The following is a 20994-nucleotide window of genomic DNA, read 5'->3' on the forward strand; positions in this document are numbered from 1 at the left end:
AAGTCCGTTGACCGTAAGGGGAGTTGCGTGTGGGGCACAAGAGTCGGATTCAGGTCATCACACGCTCAGGACCGCCAGTGGCGAGAACGTGACGCGGGTGGTCGAGCCGTCGTCGGCCCACTGGACGTCGATGCCGTCGGGCGTCGCCGTCACCGAGGTCACCGCGTCCGCGACCGGCTCCGCGGAGGTCGTGAGCGCGGCCAGCGACGCGTAGATCTCCGTGCCCTCCGCCTCGCCGGTCAGCCGCGGCACCAGCGCCCAGCGCGTGAACGCCGTGCCCTGGGGGGCGCGCACCTCCTCCTCGCCGCTCCACCCGTGCAGGGGGTGCAGCGCCGAGACGAGGCCCTCCTCAGGACCTGTCGCCCAGCCCGTCTGCTCCACACGGGCCCCGGGCGGGGCGCCGGTCACCCGGTGCACCCGTATCTCGTGGCGGCCGCGCGCGACAGTGACGCTCTCCACGCGCAGACCGGGCTCCGTCGGCGGGCCCTTGGGGAAGACCGGGGTGTGCCAGGACGCGGCCCAGCCCCAGCCGTCGCCGTGGCCCGCGCCGAGCGGGTGGATGCGGCGGCGGGTGGAGCGTACGCCCGCCAGGTTCACGGCGAAGTGGTTGTCCTCGGCGTTGACCTTCGAGGTGGGTCCGGTGCGCGTGGAGTACGCCTGGCGGCCGTAGTGCGGGTCGCTCTCGGACGCGAACTCGCCCTCGTGCGGCCGCACATGGTCACTGCCGTGATTGTGCAGCCGTACGATCCCGTCCTCCTGCGTCGACTGGATCAGCAGACCGGGAGCGGGTACGGAGAGGACCCGGTCGGGGCCCTCGCTCGGCGCCTCCTCCTCGGTCGCCGTCCAGAACGCGTGGCCGGCGGGGGCGAGCAGCGCGACGAACGCCTTCGACGCCCAGTACGGCGACGCGGGAGCCGAGTACGGCTGGAGCGAGGCGTCGTGCGGGCCGTACCAGCCCAGCGACAGCAGCCCGTCGTCGCCGGTCGCACCCCGGTCCAGGAAGTGGCGCAGGGAGCCGCTCGCCACCCGGCGCGAGGCGCCCGGCGTCAGCGGGGTGTGCCCGGTGAGGGCGCCCAGCGAGACCGCGCTGGAGGCCGCGAACCGGTAGGTGAGCGAGCGGCCGAAGTGGATCGGGGCGCCGTCCGCGCCGAAGAGCAGACCGAAGCTCTCCAGGTGCTCGCGCAGGCGCGCACCGAAGTGGGCGGAGAGCTCGGAGTCGCCGGACAGGTGGGCGTGGAGCACCGGGTAGAGGTGCAGCGCCCAGCCGTTGTAGTGGTCGAAGGCGCGGCCGTCGCCGTCGGCGTACCAGCCGTCGCCCCGGTACCAGGTCTCCATCAGGTCCAGGGCGCGCTCCTGCGCGCGGACCGTCTCGGCGTCGCCTCGGCCCACCGACTCCAGGAATCCGGCCACGGTGTACGGGAAGAGGTACCAGTTGTTGGGGGCGGGCGTGTGCCGCAGCGATCCGCGCAGCCACTCCTCGGCGCGGTCCTGGGCGCCGGAGTCCAGACGGTCCCAGAGCCAGGGGCGGGTCAGCCGCAGCCCGAGCGCGACGGACGCGGACTCGACCATGGGCTGCCCGAAGACCGTGTGGTCCTGGATCAGCGGCCAGGACTCGGCGTCGTCACGGCCCGGGGTGCGGGTGCCCGCCACCAGACCCTGCGCGTACCGGTCCAGCCAGCCGTGCGGGTCCTTGCCTTCGCTGCCGGCGACGCGGAACGCGGCCGCCAGGAACGTACGGGCGTACCCCTCCAGACCGTCGGAGCGCACCCCGGACACGGAGGGCCGGCCGGGCAGGTCGAGGAGGGCGCCCTCAGGGGTCGCCCACTTCCAGGCGGCGTGCAGCAGACCGTCGGCGGCCGCCTCCCAGTGGGCGCGGGTCAACCCGGTGTGCGGGCTCAAGTCGGTGTCGTACGGGGGGAGTTCGAGAGGGCTGTTCATGCGAGGGAGGCCCGCCTTTCATTACGTACGGGATGGGCGAAGCCGTCGCCCGCGGCCCACCGGCCGACCTCGCTCACGGCGAGGTCGGCGAGACGGCGCCACTCGTTGCCCTGGGAGCCGGCGAGGTGCGGGGTGATCAGTGCGTTCTCGCACTCCCACAGGGGGTCCGTCGGCGGCAGCGGCTCGGGGTCGGTGACATCGAGGATCGCGCGGATGCGGCCCTCCTGGAGGGCGGCGAGGAGGGCGTGGCGGTCGACGACCGGGCCGCGCGCGGTGTTGATGAGGGTGGCGTCCTGGCGCATCAGGGCGAGGAGTTCGGCGCTGACCAGGCCCTCGGTGACCGGCAGCAGCGGGGTGTGGACGCTCACGATGTCGCTCTGCGCGAAGAGTTCGGGCAGGGACGCGGCCTCGGCGCCGAGCGCCGCGGCCTCCTCGGGGGTGACGAAGGGGTCGCACAGCAGGATCCGCAGGTCGTACGGCTGGAGCAGGTCGATCACCCTGCGGCCGATCAGCGAGGCGGACAGGATGCCCACCGTACGGCGGTAGTTGCCCACCTCGTCGGGGGTGCGCAGGAAGTTGTCGCGGCGGCGGGCGGCGCGGAAGTCGCGGGCGCGCTCCAGGACGCGCTTGCCCGCCAGAAGGATCATGGCGATGGTGTACTCGGCCACCGGGACGGCGTTGGCCGCGGCGGCCGAGGAGACCTCGATGCCGCGCTCCCAGCAGGCCTCGGTGACATGGCCCCGTACGGAACCGGCCGTGTGGACGACGGCCCGCAGCCGGGGCGCGGCGTCCAGGACGGCCTGATCCAGGGGCGGACAGCCCCAGCCGGTGATCAGGATCTCGGTGTCGGCGAGCGCGGCGCGGGCCCGGTCGGTGGTCAGGTCGTCGAGTACGGGAAGAGGCGCGAGGTCGCAGACCTCGCCGAGCGCGGCCAGGGTCTCGGGGCCGAGCACGGCCGCCGCCGCCTCCTTCGACATGGCGACGGCGGCGCGCGGACGGCTGAACCGGGGTGGTGCAGAGGTCACTTGACGGCTCCGGCGGTGAGTCCCGACTTCCAGAAGCGCTGCAGCAGGATGAAGGCGAGGATCAGCGGCACGATCGCGAGCAGCGATCCCATGATCACCACCGCGTAGTAGTCGGGCTCGGTGGTGGCCGAGCTGTTCCAGGTGTAGAGGCCGAGGCTGACGGGATAGAGCTTCTGGTTGGAGAGCATCACCATCGGCAGGAAGAAGTTGTTCCAGATCGCGGTGAGCTGGAAGAGGAAGACCGTCACGAGCCCGGGGCCCAGCATCCGCAGCGAGACCCGCAGATACGTCTTCAGCTCGCCCGCGCCGTCCATCCGCGCGGCTTCCAGGACCTCGTTGGGTACGTAGCCCTGGCTGAACATCCGGCCGAGGTAGACGCCGAAGGGGTTGAAGAGGACGGGGATGAAGACCGACCAGAAGGTGTTGACCAGACCCGTCTCGGACGCCATCAGATAGAGGGGGAGGGCCAGGACGGTCTGCGGCACCATGACCGCGGCGAGCACCAGGCCGAAGAGCTTCTCCTTGTGCGCGAAGCGGTACTTGTCGAAGGCGTACCCGCAGGCGATGCTCACCATCGCGCCGATGCCGGCGCCGAGGACCGCGTACAGCAGGCTGTTGCCGTACCAGCGGCTGTAGATCCCGTCGTCCATCGCGAACAGGTTGCGCAGGTTCTGCAGGAAGGAGAAGTCGTGCGGCGAGAAGATGGAGCCGCCCGACAGCGCGTCCTGCTTCTTGCCCGCGGCCAGCACCAGCCAGAGCGCCGGCAGCAGCGTGTAGAGGACGGACAGGCCGACGACGACCTTGACGGTGGTACGGCCGAGCAGCCGGGGCCGCAGGGACGCGGCGGTGTCGTAAGTGCTCATCGGGCGTTCTCCTCGGGGGAGTCGGCGCGGTTGGTCCAGCGGGTGACGCCGTACGACAGGGCGATGGTGACCACGAGCAGGACGACGGACGCGGCGGCCGCCATGCCGTAGTTGTTGCGGGTGAAGGCGGCGTCGTAGATGTACATGCTGGGCGAGAACCGCTGGTTGATCATCGGCGTGGCCAGGCTGAGCAGCTTCGGTTCCGTGAACAGCTGCAGCGCCCAGATCAGCGTGAAGATCGCGACCATCACGATGGACGGCCGTACGAGGGGCGTCTTGACCTGGAGTGCGGAGCGCACCGGGCCCGCGCCGTCGACGACCGAGGCCTCGATGACCTCGCGCGGGACGGCCTGCAGGGCGGCGTAGAAGACGACCATGTTGTAGCCGAGGTTGGACCAGAGCGAGATGTTCACGATCGAGGGCAGCACGGTGTGGATGCCCAGGAAGTTGATCGTGATGTCGCCCTTGGCGAACAGGTCGATGATCGGGCTGAGGCCGGGTGTGTAGAGGTAGAGCCAGATCAGCGCGGCGATGATGCCGGGCACCGCGTGCGGCAGGAACAGCGCGAGCTGTGCCCAGGCGCGCAGGCGTACGACGCCCGAGTCGAGCAGCAGCGCCAGTGCGAGCGCGCCGATCACCATCAGCGGGATGTAGATGAGGCAGTACAGGGCGACCACACCGAGACCACTGAGGAACGTGGGGTCGGTCAGGACGGCCGCGTAGGAGCGCAGTCCGACGAAGACGGTGTGCTCGGGGCCGAAGCCGAGCCCCGGCTCGTCCTGGCTGAAGAAGCTCAGCCAGATCGCCGTGCCGACCGGGATGAGGAAGACCGTCACCAGGAGGGCGAAGAAGGGCGTCATCAGGACGGAAGCGGCGCCGAGTTCACGGCGGCGGGTTCCCTTGAGGGTGGAGGTGGGGCGGGCGTCCGCCGCGGCCTTGCGGTCGGCGGGAGCGGTGGTGGTGGAAGCGGTTGTGGTGGTCATGGCGTGGTGTCACCTGCCTCTCTGAGCGCGCGGATGCCGGTCATGCGGTGTGCTCGGTCACGGAGAGACCGAGCGCCTTGAGGTCCGGCATCGTGCCCTGCTGGGCCGCGCTCAGGGCTTCGGTCAGGGTGCCCTGACCGGCGCTGACCCGGGCGAACCTGTCCTGCAGCACCGAGTTGGTGGCCGACATCCGGGGGCCCCAGACCCAGCCGTCGCGGATCTTCGGCGCCTCCTGCTCGAAGAGGGTGTAGATGTCCTGGCCGCTGTAGTACTTGCGGTCGAAGGCCTTGCGGCCGGCGGCGACCAGGCCGTGGGCCGCGGGGTACTGGCTGCTCGCGCCGCTGGTGAGGCGGGCGCGCAGCGAGTCCGCGCTCGCCACCTGCCACTCGATGAACTCCATGGCCGCTTCCGGGTGCCGGCAGTCCTTGGTGACGGCGAAGGTCGAGCCGCCCTGGGTGCCGAGAGCCGGGTGCGCGGTGTCCCACTGGGGCAGCGGGGCGATCTTCCACTTGCCGCTCTGCGCGGGCTGCGACCGCATCACGGCGCCGGCCTCCCAGGCGCCGGTGAGCCGGACCATGATCTTGTCGTTGGCGATCTGGGCGTCGCCCTGCCGGGTGTTGAGCGGGTTCATGAAGACCAGGTCCTGGTCGAACAGCCGCTGCCAGTACGCGGCCGCCTTGCGGCTCGGGGCGTCGGCCATCGAGACGTTCCACGCACCGGCGCTGGTGTCGAACCACTGGCCGCCCGCCTGCCAGGCGAACGCGGCCATCGAGGAGGCGCCGTCGGTGGGGAAGAGGGCGAGCCTGCGGTCGCCGCCCTTGCTCCGTACCGTCTTCGCCGTCTCCTCGAACTCGTCCCAGGTGCGGGGGACTTGGAGGCCGTAACTCTCGAAGAGGTCGCTGCGGTAGTGCATCACCATCGGTTCGACGTCGAGCGGGACGCTGAAGGTGCGCTTCTCGAAGGTGGTCAGCCCCAGGGCCTGCGGAAGGAGCTTGGCGCGGAGCCCGTCGCTGACCAGATCGGTGATGTCGCGGGCGACGCCGTCGATCGCGAAGGTGGGCACCTGCGGGTACTCGATGGTGGCGACGTCCGGGGCGTTGCCCGCGCGGGCGGCGTTGCTCAGCTTGGCGTAGCCGCCCTGATCGCCCGACGGTATCTGCTGGTACAGGACCTGGATGCTGTCGTGGGTCTTGTTGAACTCGTCCACCACTTCCTGGCTGCCGCGCAGCGCGGACCAGAAGGTGATGGTGGTGGTGCTCTTGCGCGTACTGGTCTTGCTCGTACTGCTCGATCGCTCGGCTCCGCCGCTGCTGCACGCGTTGAGCGCACCTGTCAGGGGCAGAGCTGCTACTGCGGCGAGCACGGATCGACGGCTCTGTCGGCCGGGCATGTGGCGCCTCCCGCGGCTCCTGGTCGGGACACGGGGAATACTGATCGCCTGACCGGTCGGGGTCAATAGATCGATCAGAAGAAACCCAAAGCGGTCAAACGCTCACTTCGGGGGGTGGGTTGGCACCTGCGCCGATCCGCGCACCTTCAGCTCCGGGAGCAGCTCGACCCTGCGCACCGTGCCGGCCCCCGCGCCCGACGGCCGCTCCAGACGGTGCAGCAGCAGCTCGGCGGCCGCCCGCCCGATCTCCGCCTTGGGCGGAGCGACCGCGGTCAGCGGCGTACCGCCGAGCCCCGCCACCATGTCGTCGTACGCCACCACCGAGCAGTCCTGCGGCACCCGCACCCCCTCGTCGCCGATCTGCTGCACCAGCATCAGCGCGTCCACGTCCCCGTGCAGCACCGCCGCCGTGGCCCCCCGCTCCCGCAGCAGCGCCGCGAGGCTCGGGTGCGGCCCGCGGTCCGCCGCCGGCTCGGCGCCCGCGTCGGGGGCGCTCAGCATGATCGCCCAGTCCTCGATCTCCGGCCGGTCCTCGGCGATCTTGGCGAAGGCCGCGCGGATCGCGCGCGCGGTCGGGCTGTCGTCGCGGGCGGCCAGCACGATCCGGCGGTGACCCAGCGCGACCAGGTGTTCCACCGCCAGATGCGTGCCGTACCAATGGTCCGAGCAGACCGAATCCAGCGCGTGCAGCGCACTGCCGGGGACCGGTCGCCGCTCCATCAGCACGGCCGGCACCTTCACCTCCGCCAGCCAGCCGTAGTCCGCCTGCTCCGCAGCGGCGCTCCGCCACCTCGGAGCGATCAGCAGACCACGCGCCCCGTCCGCCAACGCCCGCTCCACAATGGCCTGTTCGGCCCCCGGCGCTCTCGGTGCGATATGCAGGGCGGTGCGGATCCCGGCCGCCTCCAGCACGGTCCGCGCGCCGTGCAGCGTCTCGTTGAGATACGAGTGCCGCTCGGGCACGACCAGCGCCACCGCATCCCCGTCGGCGGCCGGCCGCCCGGCCTCGGGCGCGGCCTGCACGGGCACCATGGACCGGGCCACCCCGTGGCCGCGCCGCAGCTGCCCCGCCCGCGCCAGCTCCTCGACGTCCCGCCGGAGCGTGACCACCGAGACCGCCAACTCGACCGCCAGATCGGTCACTTTGACCGCACCGCGCGACTGCACCGCGGACAGAATCCGCTGCCGCCTGAGCTCGACCGGCTCCCGCATGCTGAGGCCCCCTCGCCATGCTGTGTTCGTTTGAACGCTTTCGCCGCAGCATAACGATCGTCGGCGGCCCGGGGCATCAGTTCCGCAGGACCGGCATTCGCGCGACGACCACGGTGGCGTACCACTCCTCGGAGGAGACCACCCGCGCGAGCAGCCCGCACTCCGCCACGGTCGCGACCGCCTCGTCCGCCTGCCGCTCACTGACCTCGAAGAGCAGATGCCCGCCCGGAGCCAGCCACCGCGGAGCCTCCGCCGCCACACGCCGCAGCACATCGAGCCCGTCGACGCCCCCGTCCAGGGCCACCAGCGCCTCATGGACCCGGGCCTCGGCCGGCAGCAGCCCCACCTTCGCGGTCGGTACGTACGGCACATTGGCGATCAGCACATCGACCCGCCCCTGCAGCGCCACGGGCAGCGGCTCGAAGAGATCACCCTCGTACGTGAGGCCGCCGGCCTCCGCCACATTGCGCCGCGCACACCGCACCGCGGCCGGATCGATGTCCGCGGCGTGCAGCTCGGCCCCGCCCAGGGCCGAGACCACGGCGGCCCCCAGCGCACCGGAGCCGCAGCACAGGTCGACGACGACCGCGCGCGGCGGGGCGAGCGGGACGGCCTGCGTGACGAGGAACTCCGTACGGCGGCGCGGGACGAAGACCCCCGCGTCGACGGCGTAGCGCCGCCCGGCGAACTCCGCCCAGCCCAGGACGTGTTCCAGCGGATGCCCGGCGGCACGGCGCTCCACCATGGCGGCGAGATCGGCCGGATCCGCGGCGGCGGACAACAGGAGCTCCGCCTCGTCCTCGGCGAAGACACAGCCGGCGGCACGGAGCCTGGTGACAAGAGCGGGGAGAGAAAGAGAAGAAGAGGGGACTGCCGACATGGGAGAGAACCTTTCGCGCTACCGAAGGGCGCTCTCGCGGTCACCTACGTCCGAAACGTCCGGTGAGCCGTACAGCTGTGAGAGGAGAGCACCCAGCCTGTTCCAGCGTTGATGGGGCACACCTCCTCGGTCGGTCCACTGCTGTGGAGACGGCAACCGTAACACCGCCTGACACCAACTGCGCCGCGCCCATAGGGTGATCGGTACGAGCGCCGAGGGGGAGGCACCAGTGGCACCGAGACAGTTACCGTCACTGCCGCAGTACCGGAAGGACGCGGTGACGCGGCGGCTCTGCGCCTCCGCACATCTCGACGCGGACTTCGCCCGGCAGATCCGCGCCTACTTCACCACCGAGTCCCTGCACGCGGTCGGGCTGCCGCTCGGGATCAACCTGGTCGCGCTGGTACGCCACTGCCGTGCCGCCGCCGCCCGCCAGGACCGTCTCGACCACCGGCTCGCCTGGCTCTTCGCCGGATTTCTGGCCTCGCTGCTCGTGGTGCTCGGCGGTCTCGTTTCCGGTTCCTCCCCGGCGATGCTGGCCGGTGGAGCGGGCTTCCTCGGCGCGCTCGCCGGGGCGTGGGCCCTGGTGTACACGACCGAGGCGCAGTCCAGGGACCTCGCCGTGGACATCCACCACGTACGGACGAACGCCAAGACCGAGGATCTCGCCCCGGCGGCTCCTGCCGAGCTCGAAGCCCATCTGCACGAGGTCAAGCGGGCCAACGTCCTGCCCTACTCGGCCGAGGCGGAACTCGACAACCCCTTCGTCGGCAGCGGAGCGAAGGTCAGGGACACGGGCTGGCAGCCCATCGACGTCAGCCGCCCCGCGGACGATCCCAGCGGTGGCGGAAAGCTCACCATCATCGACTTCGACGCCGTCGACCTGCACACCTATGTGGCCAGGGAGATGGAGAAGATCGCCGGTCTCGACGGCCTGCGCGCCAACAACCGGCTCTATGTGATCGGCAGTCATGTCCAGTACCTGGGGCCCGAGTTGCTTCCCGATCCGCTCGGGCGCCCGCGCGCCCGCATCGACAAGGGTCTGGTGCAGGCCGGGCTGCTGAACCCGGGCGCCGGCATGCGGACCTATCTGAGCCTGGAGCGGGTGGGCGAGGGCGGCCGGGCCATCGTCTCGATGTATCTGCGGGCCAGGGTCCAGCACCCCAGCCTGACCTGGGAGGTCACCGCGTGCGTGCTGCCCCCGGTCGGTCCGCGCTTCAGCCGCGTCGACCGGCTTCCCCTCGGCGGGGCGGAGCGCTGGTGGAGCCTGGTCGCGTACACCACGGGCGGCTTCTGGCCCGCGCTGCGCGGCGCGACCGGCCGCATCCGGCGCCGCTCCGCCGAACGGAACCGGCAGGAGAGGGCGCTGGACAAGCGGCGCAAGGGCATCACCAAACGCAATGAGCTCTACGACTACGGCGCCATCAACAGCGTGCGCGAATGGATCGGCGACAACGACCAGATGGGACACTCCGAGCGCACCGACGCACGGGACTTCCTGTACCGCCTCCAGGGAGGAGTGCTCACCGCCACCGAGCGCTTCCTCAAGGCCCACAACGTCGACACCAGTTCCTTCGACGCGGCGCAGCAGTCCATCATCACCCAGACGTACACCGTCAACGGAAACGTCACCGGGCCCAGCAACTTCGGCAACAACGGTCAGATCGCGCAGTACGGACAACAACCACAAGCACAGCCGCCGGCCGGACAGGGCGGCGCCGCACACCCCTGAGGGGAGCAAGCCCATGAGCACGTTCAACTTCCACGGCGAGGTCTCGGGCCCGAGCAACTTCGGCGACGGCGGGAAGATCGAGATCCACCACCACGGGGCGAGCCCGGCCGAAGCACTGCAGCTCGCCGCCGAGCTCGTACGCCAACTGCGCACCGAATCCCCGGTGTTGGCCGAGCAGGCCGAGATCGTCCGGGGCGAGCTCGTCGGCGCCAGGGACGAGCAGCGGCCCGCCGACCCCGGCCGGATCAGCCGGGCCCTGCAGGCCATCTCGCTCGGCCTGGCCACCGGCAGCAGCGGCCTGGCACTCGCCGAGCAACTGCGGCAAGCCGTCGGGCTCTGACCGCGGCGGCTACTTCGCCCGTACGGTGGCCAGCGCGCCGCCCATCTCCAGCTCCAGACCCGAGCGCAGCGGCACGGTCTGGCCGGGCTCGATGCGCTGTGTCGTACCGTCCGAACGGGTCCCCGTCCAGGCCTCGCCCGAGCGGTTCGCGATGCCGAACTTCCCCGGTTTCTGGGGGTGTTCGGTGAGCTCGGCCACCAGTGTGGCGTCGCTGTAGTCGTGCCGTGTCGGCTCCGGCACCAGATGGTGGGCGTGCACCCGGGCGGCCCGCCGCAGCCGCACATGGCGTTCCGCGCGCGGCGGGGGAGTGGTGATGACGAGGCGCGGAGGCAGGATCAGGGCCGCCCCACACTTCCAGCACGCGCCCGCGTCCTTCGCGTCGGGCTGCGTCATGTTCTGCCGGCCGCAGGACGCGCACTCGATCACCGCGTCGATGACCGCCCGCAGCGCGTCCCGCCACTGGGACTCGCGCACCCGGGAGGCGGGGTCGTGGAGCCCGTCGGTGAAGTTGTGGAGGAACAGGTCCTTCAGCGCCTGGGGCGCCAGATCCCAGGTGATGAGGACCGTGGCGTGCTCCATCGGATCGGGCTCATTGCTGTTGTCCTTCGGGTCGAAGACGAACAGCGGCCGCTTTCCGTACAGCTTGCGCTCCGCCGCCTCGTCGAGACAGTGGATGCTCAACTCCCGCTTGCCCTTCATGGGGTGATGGTTCATCAGGAGCATGAAGAGCAGCACGGACAGCGAGTGGAGATCGCTCTGGGTGCCGGGGTGCGCGCCGTCGTCCCCGCGCACCAGCTCGGGCGCCATGAACTCCATGGTCCCCGAGATGCCGCTGCTGTCGCCCTCCACCACGGCGTTGTCGTTGTCGCAGACCAGTACGGCGCCGGTGTCCGGGTCGAAGAAGATGTTGCCCCAGGAGATGTCCCGGTAGGCGATGCCCCGCGAGTGCAGCGCCTGGTACGCCTCCACCGTGTAGAGCGCGGCCGTCAGCAGCGCGCGCGGGGTCGTGTTCAGGGAGCGCCGGAACAGCGCGGGCAGCCCCTTGAAGTGATCGGGCCTGATGTCCATCAGATACCCGAAGGCGCCGGGGCCCGCGCTGACGTACGACGTCGGCCACAGGAAGCGGTCGTCGTCGAAGTCCCTGGACACCAACTCCTGGACGATGGCGTCCTGTTCGGGTGTCGCGCACGTCGGGTAGTACCACTTCAGGGCCTTGTTCCCGCCCGGGGTCCGCACCCGGTACACCTCGCCCTGACCACCTGCCCCGAGCATCCCGTCGACCTGGATCTCCTCGCCGTTGTCGGCGGTGAGACGGGTGCCGTTGTCGAGCATGCCGCTCATGCTGTCCTCTCTGCTGCTGAAGATCCGGTTACGGGCCCGGTCCTCCGCCCGGCCGCCAGCGTGGTGTCGTCGCCGGAGTACTGGGCGGCCTTGTGCAACCACTCCGGCAGGACGGCGCGCACACCCGCGGTGCCCTCCTCCGTCAGCCGCTGGTCGAGCCCCGTCATGAACTGGGTGAACCCCTCGTCCGAGGCGAAACTCTTGGAGAGCCCGTCCGAGGTCAGCGCGATGAGCCGCGGCGCCCGCGCCTCGTCGGTGATCGGCGCCCAGTGCACCCGCACCATCCGCCACGCCTCCCGGCTGCACAGCGACTCCGTCTCGTCGCCGAGATCCGCCTCCGCGGGCGCGAGCGGCAGCGTCACCTCGCCGCCCGACTCCACGACGGTCAGCTCGCCGTCGCCGAGCTGCCACGCCGCGAAGAACTGCGGGGTCAGTACGGCGCCGATCAGCGTCGACCCGTACAGCAGCAGCTTCTGCCCGGTGCTCGGCTCCGGCTCGCCGCTCTCGCGATGGCGCTCCCAGTGGCCAAGGACCTCCTGCTGCCAGCGGGAGACCAGCCGGCGCGGCATGTCGTCGCGGGCGTACCGCATCAGCCTGCTGAGACTGCGCGGCCCGTCGGGACCCTCCGCCCCGGCGAGCCGGGCGAACTCCGTGGCGAGGGGCAGGAACACCTTCTCCGTGGCGCTCCACGCCCCGATGTGGCTGCGCGCGTGGGGGGCCGAGCCGTGTCCGTCGGCGACGGTCAGGATCAGCGGGTCGTCCGTGGTGCCCCGCCCCTTCGCCTCACTCCAGTCCTGGTTCCGCTTCTTGTTGACACCCCGCACGCTCGCGGTGAGCGTCTCCCACGCCTCCGCGCTCACCAGACGTCGTCATCGTCGTCGTCCAGGACGGGCGGCGCGTACGGCTGCTTCACCAGCGTGTCCGCGGACCCGCCCACCACCGGCTGCGAAGCCGCCTTCACCGCCGCCGTCGAGGCCCAACGGATCGCCGCGGCAAGCTGCTTGGGGCTGTTGGCGTCCAGCGGCTGCAGCTCCGGATTGCCCAGGAACTCCTGCAGCACGCTCCGGTCGGCGTCCGCCCCGATGGCGATCGCCACCCGTACGGCCTTCTTCCCCCACGGCGTCGCGTCGATCGCCTTGAGCCCCGCCCGCCAGTCGTCGGTCGGCACCCCGTCCGACACCAGCGCCAGCACCGGCTTCAGCGCACGCTGCGGCATCGGCGGCGTCTGCAGCTCGCGCGAGACCGTCTGCAGGGCCTCGCCCAGATTGGTCATCCCGTCCACCTGCACGTCCTGCCAGGTGAAGTCGTCGACCGGCACCGGGTCCTTGTGGTGCCAGCGCGCCACCGAGGAGAAGGTGAGCGTACGGAGCAGGAGCTGCGCCGCCGGATTGTCGTGCGCGACCGAGCGCATCTCCGGAATCGCTTCCCTGATCGCATAGTTGAGCTGGCCGATCTTCTCCCCCTGCATGGAGTACGAGCAGTCCAGCAGCCAGATGAAATGGACCGGGCGATTCGCCATCGGCCCGCCGGGAATGTCACTCACTCCATGTCCTCCGCCGTGTCGTGCGGGCCTTTTCCGCGGATGCGGCGCATCAGCCCGCGAGCTCCTTCAGTACGTACAGAACAAGCGCCGTCACCGGAGCGACGGCGAGCACCACCGCGGTGACGAACAGCCCCAGAATCATCCGCCGGCCCCGTGAGACCTGCGGTGTCACCACCGTCATGTCGGCTCAACTCTCCTTCTTCGAAGCGATGTTGACCCTAGTCGCCGACCGCGGCCCCGGTACGCCCGCGGCCGGATCCTCCGCGACGAGGGCCCCGGTCCGCAGCCCCGACCGGCCCAGCATCCAGAGCACCGGCTCCGCCGCCCTGCGCTGCTCGCTCTCCAGCGCACCCGCACCGGTGGCCGCGTGGGCGCTGACCGCCCAGTAGCGGGCGGCGCCGAAGTCGTGCCCCAGGCTCCGTACCAGCGCACCCAGACCGACCTCCGTCAGCCAGTCGTCGATCCGCGCACCCGGCACCGGCAGCGAGGCGAGCTGGTCCAGGACGTCCCGCTTGGTGACCACGGTCGCCACCGGGATGCGCCGGCGCCGCCCCGTGAGCGCCGCCAGTTCACCCGCCAGCCCCTGGTACGTGTCGAAGGGGCCCTGATCGGAAGGGCTGGCAGCGTTCACCCGCGCCGCGTCGTCGCTCCCCAGGGCCCGCCGCACCTGCGGCTCGGCCAGCACGTCGGCGACCAGGATCACCCCGTCCGCATGGGCCAGATAGTTCTGCTCCCTGACCGCACCGGCGTCGCGCAGGGACTCGCCCATCGGGTCGTACAGATACAGCAGCCTGCGCCGCCGCCCGTGCCCGATCTGCAGCATGAAGGCGCGCGGCTGGCCGCCCTGGGTCTTCATCGCCCAACCGGTCTGCGTCAGCTGCTGGTTGAGCGTCCCGGAATCCCGCCGGTCGTCGTCGGACGCGAACTCCACCGTCAGCGCGGACCGGTGCGACCACGACTGCAGTCCGGCCACGACCGCCGCCATCAGCATCGTCTTGCCCGACGAGGTCCCGCCGACCAGCGGAAGATGCACGACCCGGGTCGTGCCCACCGCGGCCGGCAGCAGCTGGTCGCAGTGCGGACAGCGGGCCGTCAGCTTGGCGCGGCCCGCGAGCGAGGTGGTGACCAGCCGCTGCCCGCAGCTGCACGCGTGCCACAGCGCCCCGTACCGCCCGGGCCTCAACTCCCGGTGTGCCGCCTTGCATTGGGGACAGTGGTGCACGGCGAGCGGCACCGGCAGATAGCAGCCGGGATACGGGCACTTCATCCGGATCCCGCGGGCCAGCCGCCACCCCCGCTCCACGCCCCGCAGCACCAGGGCGGTGCCCGCGGGCAGCAGCCAGGCGACACCGAGCAGCGCGGCGAAGACACACAGCACCGTCGAGACGACCAGTGCGGCGATCAGCGCCCCGAGCCCCGCCCCGACCGCCGTCCCCGTCGCGACGAGCCGCATCACCAGACGCGTGAAGCCGTTCTCGCCCAGGCGCCCCGTGGCCGGTCGCCGACCCCGGTAGAGGTTCTTCGCGTAGTGCCCGACCCACTGCTGGGTCAGCCGGTGCCAGATGATCCAGTACGAGCTGCGCGTCGCGGCCCCGGCGTCCGACCACATCTGCCGCGACCAGTACGCGCGCTGCGCGGGCTCACCCGTGCCGACGAGCGGAATCCGCCGGTCGGGAGCCCCGGTGCGCCACGGTCCCAGCACCTGGGCCGCACCCACCAGGGACAGACTGAGCAGATGCCACAGCGTGTAGAAGACGCAGAGCGGTACGGCGACCAGGCCCACCGCCCACAGCGCGACAACAACCAAGCCCCAGCTGCTCATGACTCCCTGCCGCCCTTCCGCGGCGGCTCCACATCGCCCCACCGCGTGGAGTCTGCGGCCCCGGATCCGTACCCGCGCCGCCCCCGCCCGCCGCCGAAACGCTGGGCGAACCGGCCGAAGGCCCCCGGCCGGTTCCACGTACGGAACCCCTCGGCCCAACGGCCCCCGGCCCGCTCAAGACGCTGCTCCACCGCCGCGATGTCCCCGTCCGGCAGCGCCCGTACGATCGGCCGCAGCACGTCCTCGAGCAGCACGTTCCGCGTGTTGTCCCAGTCCGTGCTCGCCCCCGAGTGCCCGCTCCACGCCGTGAAGCAGTCGGCGACGTAACCCGGTGAGATCCGCAGCCGGTTCAGCACCCTCTCGTCGCGCGCCGCACGCCCGTACGCCGCGATCAGATCCGCGTCGCCACTGTGCGTCAGCGCGAACAGCTCACCGTCCGGCACGTCGTCGCCCAGCAGCCGCCGCGCAAGCGCCCGGAAGGTCCGCTCCAGTACGACGGGCTCCACCGGATCGGCGGCCGACCGCAGACTCAGCACCCGCGCGGTCCACCCCTCGGGCGCCGTCCCCTCCCTCAACTGCCCGGCGAAATCAAGCAGCATCAGCGCCCCGCGCACCTGCGCGTCCAGCTCCCCGGTGAAACGCCGCAACAGATCACGGGCGAGCGCAGGAACATCCGGATCGTCCACCGACCCCTCCAGCGCGGCCCGCACCAGCACCGTCCAGGTGCCCGCCGTCCGGTGCGCGTCCGACCCCGTCTCGTCCAGCATCAGCCGCGCCTCGCCCGCCCGCGGCACCACCCCGTCCCACACCAGCGCCACCGCGGTCCGCAGCACCAGCGGCTCGGCGAACGGCGACATGCCCGACGCCCGCAGCACCGAGTGCAGCGTCGACACCCGGTCCCCGTTCCCGACCCGCGAAGCCTCCGCGCACATCCGCAAGTGCGGCAGCGCCTGCATCCCGGTGAAGGGCAGCGCGGTCCGCTCCAGCATCCGCGCCGCCGCCGGCGGATCCCCCGCGGCGAACGTGTCCAGCTTCTCCAGGAGCGCGGCCCGCAGCTCGAACTGCTCCTCCAGACACAGCCGTACGGACGGCGTGTAGACCCCGTCGGGATCGGCGAGCAGCGCCCTCGAGAGCTTCCGCGCGAGATCCGGCAGCAGATCCGTACAGTCCACGTCGAGCGTGTCCGCGATCCGCAGCAGCTCCAGCGGCCGCACCGCATCGGTCCCGTGCGCCACCCCCTCACGGATCTCGGGCCCGAGCTCCGCCGCGAGCCGCTGCCGCAGCCCCTCGGTGAGAGCCGACCTGCGTACGGGAGAGAGCCCGGCCCCCGCCGTCCGCACCGCCTCCGTGAGCAGCAGCGCCGCGAGCGGAGCGGTCACCGCCGCCGGGACCCGCCCCTCGAGCGCCGCGAAGAGCCGCCCCAGTGCCGCCGACTCCTCGGCGTGCCGCTCCTCGCCCGGCGCGCACACCGTGGCGACGAGCCGCTCCAGCTGCTCCTCGTCCAGTACGTCGATCCGCCCCGGCACCCAGCCGACCCCGGCCGCCCGGCTGCCCGCGGGCAGCGCGATCCCCGCACCCAGCGCGAGAGCGGCCAGCGGCCCGGCCTCGAAGGGCCCTTCCGACAAGGCTTCCGCGGCCCTGAACAGCTCAGGGGCCCGCCCCAGCCACACCCGCGCCGCCGTCTGCGCCCACGCGTCGGCGGTCCCCTCGACGGGCCCCGCCCTCCCCGCGCAGTGGTGCAGCCGGTAACGGTGGTCGTGCCCGCTCATCGACTGCGCGTCGTCCGGCAGCACCCCGATGATCTGCTGCCGCGCCTGCTGCGGACGCCTGGTGTACGTGGTGAAGGTCAGCCGGCGCGCGCTCTCCAGCGGCAGCACCGCACTCCCCAGCGCCACCCACTGCGCCACGTCCGCGCTGCGCTGCTCCACCAGAACGATCTGCGGCGCCGCCGGGTCCTCGCACAGCCGCCGCAGATCACCGAAGAAGCCCGCCAGCCACGCCGCGCGCGAAGCGGCGAACGAGGCCAGACCGTCCACGCCGAAGAGCCCCGAGGGCGCCAGCTTCTCCAACGGCGCCGGCACCCCGCCCTCCGGGGTGCGCACCGCCCACTGCGAGGAGTCCCAGGCGGTGATGGGGAGCACCCCGCCGGGCAGCTGCGCCCCGTCCGGCAGATGCACGGCATGGGCGTGGAAATTGCCCCACCGCCCGCTGTAGTCGGCGCCCGTGTAGACGGTCCTGGCCAGCAGCCGCCCGCCGTCGGACAGCACGCTGTGACTCAACGCCTGCGGAAAATCGGCGAGTTCGGCATCGGTCGGCCGGGGCGGGGCATCGCGCGGCGGTTCGTACCCGATCAGCTGCTCGGCCTCCCTCAGCAGCGACTGCGGCAGCCCGGGCGACACCGCCGTGAAGCGGAAACCCGAACCGTCGGGCCCGGGCGGAGCCGAGGTGTAGTGGAGCTGTGCCAGGCTCATGCGCTGGTCCCCTTGCCCTTCTTGCGTACCGGAAGCAGCCCGCGCCGCCCGAGCAGCCACAACAGCGGATCCTCGACGCGCAACGGCCGCGGCCCCGCCTTCGGCGCGTCCGCGGGAGCGTTCGCCGGCGGCGGAGCCCCCAGCGCGGATATCCCGAAGAGCGACAACTCCGAGAAGTCCCGCTCCAGTTGACGGGAGAGACCGCCCGAGTCCCACCCCTCCATCAGCGACCGCATCTCCTCGTGCACGGCCTGCCGGTCCTCCTCGTCCAGCTCTCCGCCCGCGTGCGGCGCGTTGCGCAGCAGCGGCGAGTGGGTCCCGAGGACCGGCCGCAGCATGTCCGTCTTGGTGACCGCCACCGCCATCGGCGTGGAGACCCGCCCCCGCGACGAGCCCTTCCCGTGCGCCCTCAGCTGCGCTGCCAGATCGGCGGCGATCTGCTGCGGCGAGGTTTCCACCGCGGGCAGCGGAGGCCCCTCGCCCGGCGGCAGCTGATCGCGTACGGAACCGAGCTGCAACGAGTCCACCAGCAGGATGATCCCGTCGGCGGCCCCCAGATAGTGCGTGTACCGGTCCATGGCCTCCGCGCTCTTCAGGTCCTCGCCCGCGGCATCGAAGAACACCAGCGTCGTGTGCCGGCTGCCGTCCCCGAGCCGCCCCCGCCGCGGCAGGCTCAGCCGGTACAGCAGCGGATCGTTGAGCCCCATCGCGGCCGGCCGCGTCGCCTGCGGCAGCCGCAGGCGGTCGTACAGCTCCTCGGCCATCTCCCGGTCCCTGCGCTGCGTCTCCCCGCCCATCGCGGCCAGCGAGGCGCCGAACGCACTCCCCACCCGGTGCCTCAACTCATTGACCAGCACGGACACATAGGTGCTCTTCCCCGAGGCCTTGGCCCCCACGAGCGCGATGATCCGGCTGTCCTGGTCGCAGTAGTCGCTCGGGAAATCGCTGTGACACCGCCGGCAGACCCGCACCGGAGTCGACACCCCGCACCCGGGACAGGCGGCCCGCGGCCCACCCCCGCGCATCCCGCCCATCGAGCGCTGCGCCACAAAAACAGGCCCGCGCATCCGCAGCGCGGGCGGCACGCTCGGACCCATGAACTCGGCCCACAGATCGTCGCGTTCGGCATCGCACGGCTTCCCGCCGCGCACCCCGGTGGCCGTCATCAGACAGCGGTACGGCAGCCGGGCGGCGGGCGCGCGGTCGAAGCAGTAGGGGCAGACAACAGTCGTCACGTCAGCGAACCACCAGGGACGAAGGGGAAGGCTCTTCAAGTCGTACGGAGGCGGCCCGGCCGCCGAGCAGAAACCCACGCAGCGCATACGGAGTCCGGCAGAGCCCGGGCTCCAGCTCGCGCTCCACGCTCCCCGCCCGCAGCAGCTCCGCACCGCTCAGCCGCAGCACGGTGGTGCCGTCGGCAGGGTCGCGGGGCCGCACCGGCGCCGGCGGTTCGCCAGGCCGGGCCACGAGCACGAACTCCGGTATGTCCAGGGCATCTTCGCCGTCCGGGGACGACAGCGTGATGTGTACGGTAGCGGGCTTGCGGCGCAGCGGACGACGGGGCCCGGGAACGATCCGGTACGCGATGGCGATGTCCGCGGGCAGCTCCGCCGCGGCGGCCCCGGGCTCCACGACGACGGCCCCCGCCGCACGGGCCGCGGCGGCCGCCCGGAACCGTACCGCCGCAGCGGATACGGGCACCCGCAGCCCCTCGCGCAGAAACACGCTGCGCGCGACCCGGAACTCCGCCCGCTCCCCGTCCTGTTCCCGCACCACGGTCACCTGCCCCGCGTTCCCCGGCCAGTCGAAGGCGACCCGGGCGGCGCCCGCACCGTCCCGCTCGACGCGCAGCGCACCGACGGCGGCCACCGCCTCGACCAGCACCCCGGGCCCCACGACGGCCCGCTCACCGAGCACGGCGACGGCGGTTACCAGCGTGGTCGACCCCTCAGGCGGTACGGACACGTCCCCGTCCCGCGCCCAGCCGAGCGCCCCGGGCACCGCACCCTCATCCAGCTCCGTCCCCTCCGGCGGTACGCCACCACCCGCCCACTCCACGAGCCGCACCCGCGCCCCCGCACCCCCGGTCCACCGGAACCGCACCCCGCCGTCCCGCGCCTCGGCCTTCAGCGCATCGACGGGCTCGGGCCAGGCATGGACCGTGCGGCCGGCCTCGACACCGGGGGAGTCCACGTCAAGCCCCTCGGCGGTGCGATACCGGCACCGGACGCGCAGCCGGTACGCACCGACGCCGAGCCCGCGCACCACACACCTGCCGCTCTCCGCGTCCACGGTCCGCGCACTCCCGTCCGGACCGGTCAGCGTCACCGTCACAGCGGCCGCCCCGGGCGGGCTCTGCCAGTCCGCCTCCAGCCGCTCCCTGCCGTCGCTCACCCGCAGCCCCGCCACCTCCGGCGCGAAGAGCAGCGCCGCCGAGACGACGGGCGGCCCGTCGACCACCCCGCCCCGCAACGGCAGAGCGGCGTACCGCACCTCACTGCCCAACGCGGCCCGCCGGTCCACCAGGGCCCCGTCGGTCACCCGGGCCGCAACCTCGGCCACGACCGGGGGACGCCCCTCGGCCCGGGTCAGCCGACAGACCCGCCATGCTTCGACTCCCGGTGTCCGCGGCCAGCTCAACTCAACTGAATCCGCCCCGAGTCGGGTCCGTAATTCCTCACCGCCCGCATGTACCCGCACCAGCCCGCGCAGCGCCCGCCGATCGTCGCCCGCGAGCCGCGCCACCCGCAGAAAACGAGCCCCAGCCCCCTCAAGGTCCCCCGCGTGCTCCCTCACCCGCGCCTCACGCAGCTCCAGATCAGCGGCCCGCACAGCGCCGGCGATCTCCTTCAACCGCCGCGCGAGCCAGGGATCCTGCCGTACGACACCCGCCAACTGCCCGGCCAGCCGCTCGGCCCGCCGCAGCCGCCGCGCGGCCCAGGCGTCCTGCAGCCCCTCGGCCGCGCGCCGCTGCTCATCGGTGAGTACGGGAAGCATCCGCGCCGCATGCGCCAGAGCCGCAGCCTCACCGTCGTCGACCCCGAGGTCCACGGCATCCTGCCCACCCTGCAGAAGCGCCACCAGCTGATACAGCAGCACCCGTCGCAGTACGCCCGGATCCGCATCCTGCAGCGCGACCAGCCGCCCCAGAAACCCGGCCGCCGCCCCACCCTCGTCGCGCCGGGCGCGCAGTACGGCCCCGTCGACGCGCTGCCATCCGCGCCCCTGCCGACCGCGCGGGACGAACACCCCGTCGAGCACCTGGAAGCGCGCCCCCCGAGGGGCAAAGGCATCCGCGACATGCCGCAGCCCCAAAGCCCGCTGCTCGGCGGCCAGTTCCCGGTAACCCTCCACCAGCGGAGCCACCGGAAGGTTGCAGAGCGCGACGGGCAGGCCCAACCGGTGCCCGAACTGCAGCCCCATCCCAGCCCCCGTGACCGCCGACGGCACGTCC

General features: G+C 72.1%; 17 protein-coding genes. 2 read left to right on the top strand and 15 right to left on the bottom strand.

Annotated elements, in window-relative coordinates:
• Window positions 1-57 precede the first annotated feature (57 nt).
• The 7 genes from OG707_RS31690 to OG707_RS31720 all read right to left on the bottom strand — a co-directional run bounded on the left by OG707_RS31690 (window position 58) and on the right by OG707_RS31720 (window position 8291).
• Window positions 58-1938, bottom strand: coding sequence for a DUF2264 domain-containing protein (locus OG707_RS31690; RefSeq protein ID WP_329124414.1), 1881 nt, complete (start codon window positions 1936-1938; stop codon window positions 58-60).
• Window positions 1935-2915: a hydroxyacid dehydrogenase gene (locus tag OG707_RS31695; protein WP_329128081.1), complete on the bottom strand. Its 981-nt coding sequence runs from the start codon at window positions 2913-2915 to the stop codon at window positions 1935-1937. The genes OG707_RS31690 and OG707_RS31695 overlap by 4 nt, the downstream gene beginning before the upstream one ends.
• A 44-nt stretch (window positions 2916-2959) precedes the next feature.
• Complete coding sequence (locus OG707_RS31700) at window positions 2960-3826, bottom strand: carbohydrate ABC transporter permease (protein WP_329124416.1); 867 nt, start codon at window positions 3824-3826, stop codon at window positions 2960-2962.
• A complete protein-coding gene (locus OG707_RS31705) occupies window positions 3823-4809 on the bottom strand; it encodes a carbohydrate ABC transporter permease (protein ID WP_329124418.1) in 987 nt (328 codons plus the stop codon). The genes OG707_RS31700 and OG707_RS31705 overlap by 4 nt, the downstream gene beginning before the upstream one ends.
• A gap of 40 nt (window positions 4810-4849) precedes the next feature.
• On the bottom strand, window positions 4850-6199 hold the full coding sequence (locus OG707_RS31710) for an ABC transporter substrate-binding protein (protein WP_329124420.1): 1350 nt from the start codon (window positions 6197-6199) through the stop codon (window positions 4850-4852).
• A 102-nt stretch (window positions 6200-6301) separates the two neighbouring features.
• A complete protein-coding gene (locus tag OG707_RS31715) occupies window positions 6302-7411 on the bottom strand; it encodes a substrate-binding domain-containing protein (protein WP_329124422.1) in 1110 nt (369 codons plus the stop codon).
• A 76-nt stretch (window positions 7412-7487) separates the two neighbouring features.
• Window positions 7488-8291: a putative protein N(5)-glutamine methyltransferase gene (locus OG707_RS31720; RefSeq protein WP_329124424.1), complete on the bottom strand. Its 804-nt coding sequence runs from the start codon at window positions 8289-8291 to the stop codon at window positions 7488-7490.
• 229 nt (window positions 8292-8520) lie between these two features.
• On the opposite strand from OG707_RS31720, the gene OG707_RS31725 reads away from it, so the two are divergent.
• Both OG707_RS31725 and OG707_RS31730 read left to right on the top strand, forming a co-directional pair.
• Window positions 8521-10023, top strand: a complete 1503-nt coding sequence (locus OG707_RS31725; RefSeq protein WP_329124426.1) for a hypothetical protein — start codon at window positions 8521-8523, stop codon at window positions 10021-10023.
• Window positions 10024-10036: 13 nt separating this feature from the next.
• Entirely contained in the window at window positions 10037-10363 is a 327-nt protein-coding gene (locus OG707_RS31730; RefSeq protein ID WP_329124428.1) for a hypothetical protein, read from the top strand.
• Window positions 10364-10372: 9 nt separating this feature from the next.
• Here the strand turns inward: OG707_RS31730 and OG707_RS31735 are convergent, their stop codons facing one another.
• The 8 genes from OG707_RS31735 to OG707_RS31770 all read right to left on the bottom strand — a co-directional run bounded on the left by OG707_RS31735 (window position 10373) and on the right by OG707_RS31770 (window position 20963).
• Window positions 10373-11704 carry a protein kinase domain-containing protein gene (locus OG707_RS31735; RefSeq protein WP_329124430.1) on the bottom strand — a complete coding sequence of 444 codons (1332 nt, stop codon included), beginning with the start codon at window positions 11702-11704 and terminating at the stop codon, window positions 10373-10375.
• Window positions 11701-12564 (bottom strand): protein phosphatase 2C domain-containing protein, encoded by an 864-nt coding sequence (locus OG707_RS31740; RefSeq protein ID WP_329124432.1) that lies wholly within the window; start codon window positions 12562-12564, stop codon window positions 11701-11703. Before OG707_RS31740 ends, OG707_RS31735 begins: the two co-directional genes overlap by 4 nt.
• The gene (locus OG707_RS31745; RefSeq protein ID WP_329128083.1) at window positions 12561-13223 is read right to left on the bottom strand and encodes a vWA domain-containing protein; all 663 of its coding nucleotides are present in this window, start codon (window positions 13221-13223) and stop codon (window positions 12561-12563) included. The genes OG707_RS31740 and OG707_RS31745 overlap by 4 nt, the downstream gene beginning before the upstream one ends.
• Before the next feature lie 73 nt (window positions 13224-13296).
• Window positions 13297-13428 (bottom strand): hypothetical protein, encoded by a 132-nt coding sequence (locus tag OG707_RS31750; RefSeq protein ID WP_329124434.1) that lies wholly within the window; start codon window positions 13426-13428, stop codon window positions 13297-13299.
• A 6-nt stretch (window positions 13429-13434) separates the two neighbouring features.
• A complete protein-coding gene (locus OG707_RS31755; protein ID WP_329124436.1) occupies window positions 13435-15069 on the bottom strand; it encodes a TRAFAC clade GTPase domain-containing protein in 1635 nt (544 codons plus the stop codon).
• Complete coding sequence (locus OG707_RS31760) at window positions 15066-17540, bottom strand: GTPase-associated protein 1-related protein (RefSeq protein ID WP_329124438.1); 2475 nt, start codon at window positions 17538-17540, stop codon at window positions 15066-15068. Before OG707_RS31760 ends, OG707_RS31755 begins: the two co-directional genes overlap by 4 nt.
• Complete coding sequence (locus OG707_RS31765; RefSeq protein ID WP_329124440.1) at window positions 17537-18775, bottom strand: TRAFAC clade GTPase domain-containing protein; 1239 nt, start codon at window positions 18773-18775, stop codon at window positions 17537-17539. Before OG707_RS31765 ends, OG707_RS31760 begins: the two co-directional genes overlap by 4 nt.
• A 1-nt stretch (window position 18776) precedes the next feature.
• On the bottom strand, window positions 18777-20963 hold the full coding sequence (locus tag OG707_RS31770) for a carboxypeptidase-like regulatory domain-containing protein (protein WP_329124442.1): 2187 nt from the start codon (window positions 20961-20963) through the stop codon (window positions 18777-18779).
• Window positions 20964-20994 lie beyond the last annotated feature (31 nt).

Origin of the sequence: Streptomyces sp. NBC_01465 (assembly GCF_036227325.1) — a bacterium.
GTDB lineage: Bacteria > Actinomycetota > Actinomycetes > Streptomycetales > Streptomycetaceae > Streptomyces.

Excerpts from the sequence above, each read along its gene's own strand:
- OG707_RS31730 (WP_329124428.1), top strand. The coding sequence starts at position 10,037 with ATGAGCACGTTCAACTTCCACGGCGAGGTCTCGGGCCCGAGCAACTTC.
- OG707_RS31735 (WP_329124430.1), bottom strand. The coding sequence starts at position 11,704 with ATGAGCGGCATGCTCGACAACGGCACCCGTCTCACCGCCGACAACGGC.
- OG707_RS31700 (WP_329124416.1), bottom strand. The coding sequence starts at position 3,826 with ATGAGCACTTACGACACCGCCGCGTCCCTGCGGCCCCGGCTGCTCGGC.
- OG707_RS31760 (WP_329124438.1), bottom strand. The coding sequence starts at position 17,540 with ATGAGCCTGGCACAGCTCCACTACACCTCGGCTCCGCCCGGGCCCGAC.
- OG707_RS31755 (WP_329124436.1), bottom strand. The coding sequence starts at position 15,069 with ATGAGCAGCTGGGGCTTGGTTGTTGTCGCGCTGTGGGCGGTGGGCCTG.
- OG707_RS31705 (WP_329124418.1), bottom strand. The coding sequence starts at position 4,809 with ATGACCACCACAACCGCTTCCACCACCACCGCTCCCGCCGACCGCAAG.
- OG707_RS31745 (WP_329128083.1), bottom strand. The coding sequence starts at position 13,223 with ATGGCGAATCGCCCGGTCCATTTCATCTGGCTGCTGGACTGCTCGTAC.
- OG707_RS31695 (WP_329128081.1), bottom strand. The coding sequence starts at position 2,915 with ATGTCGAAGGAGGCGGCGGCGGCCGTGCTCGGCCCCGAGACCCTGGCC.
- OG707_RS31715 (WP_329124422.1), bottom strand. The coding sequence starts at position 7,411 with ATGCGGGAGCCGGTCGAGCTCAGGCGGCAGCGGATTCTGTCCGCGGTG.
- OG707_RS31720 (WP_329124424.1), bottom strand. The coding sequence starts at position 8,291 with ATGTCGGCAGTCCCCTCTTCTTCTCTTTCTCTCCCCGCTCTTGTCACC.
- OG707_RS31710 (WP_329124420.1), bottom strand. The coding sequence starts at position 6,199 with ATGCCCGGCCGACAGAGCCGTCGATCCGTGCTCGCCGCAGTAGCAGCT.
- OG707_RS31770 (WP_329124442.1), bottom strand. The coding sequence starts at position 20,963 with ATGGGGCTGCAGTTCGGGCACCGGTTGGGCCTGCCCGTCGCGCTCTGC.
- OG707_RS31750 (WP_329124434.1), bottom strand. The coding sequence starts at position 13,428 with ATGACGGTGGTGACACCGCAGGTCTCACGGGGCCGGCGGATGATTCTG.
- OG707_RS31690 (WP_329124414.1), bottom strand. The coding sequence starts at position 1,938 with ATGAACAGCCCTCTCGAACTCCCCCCGTACGACACCGACTTGAGCCCG.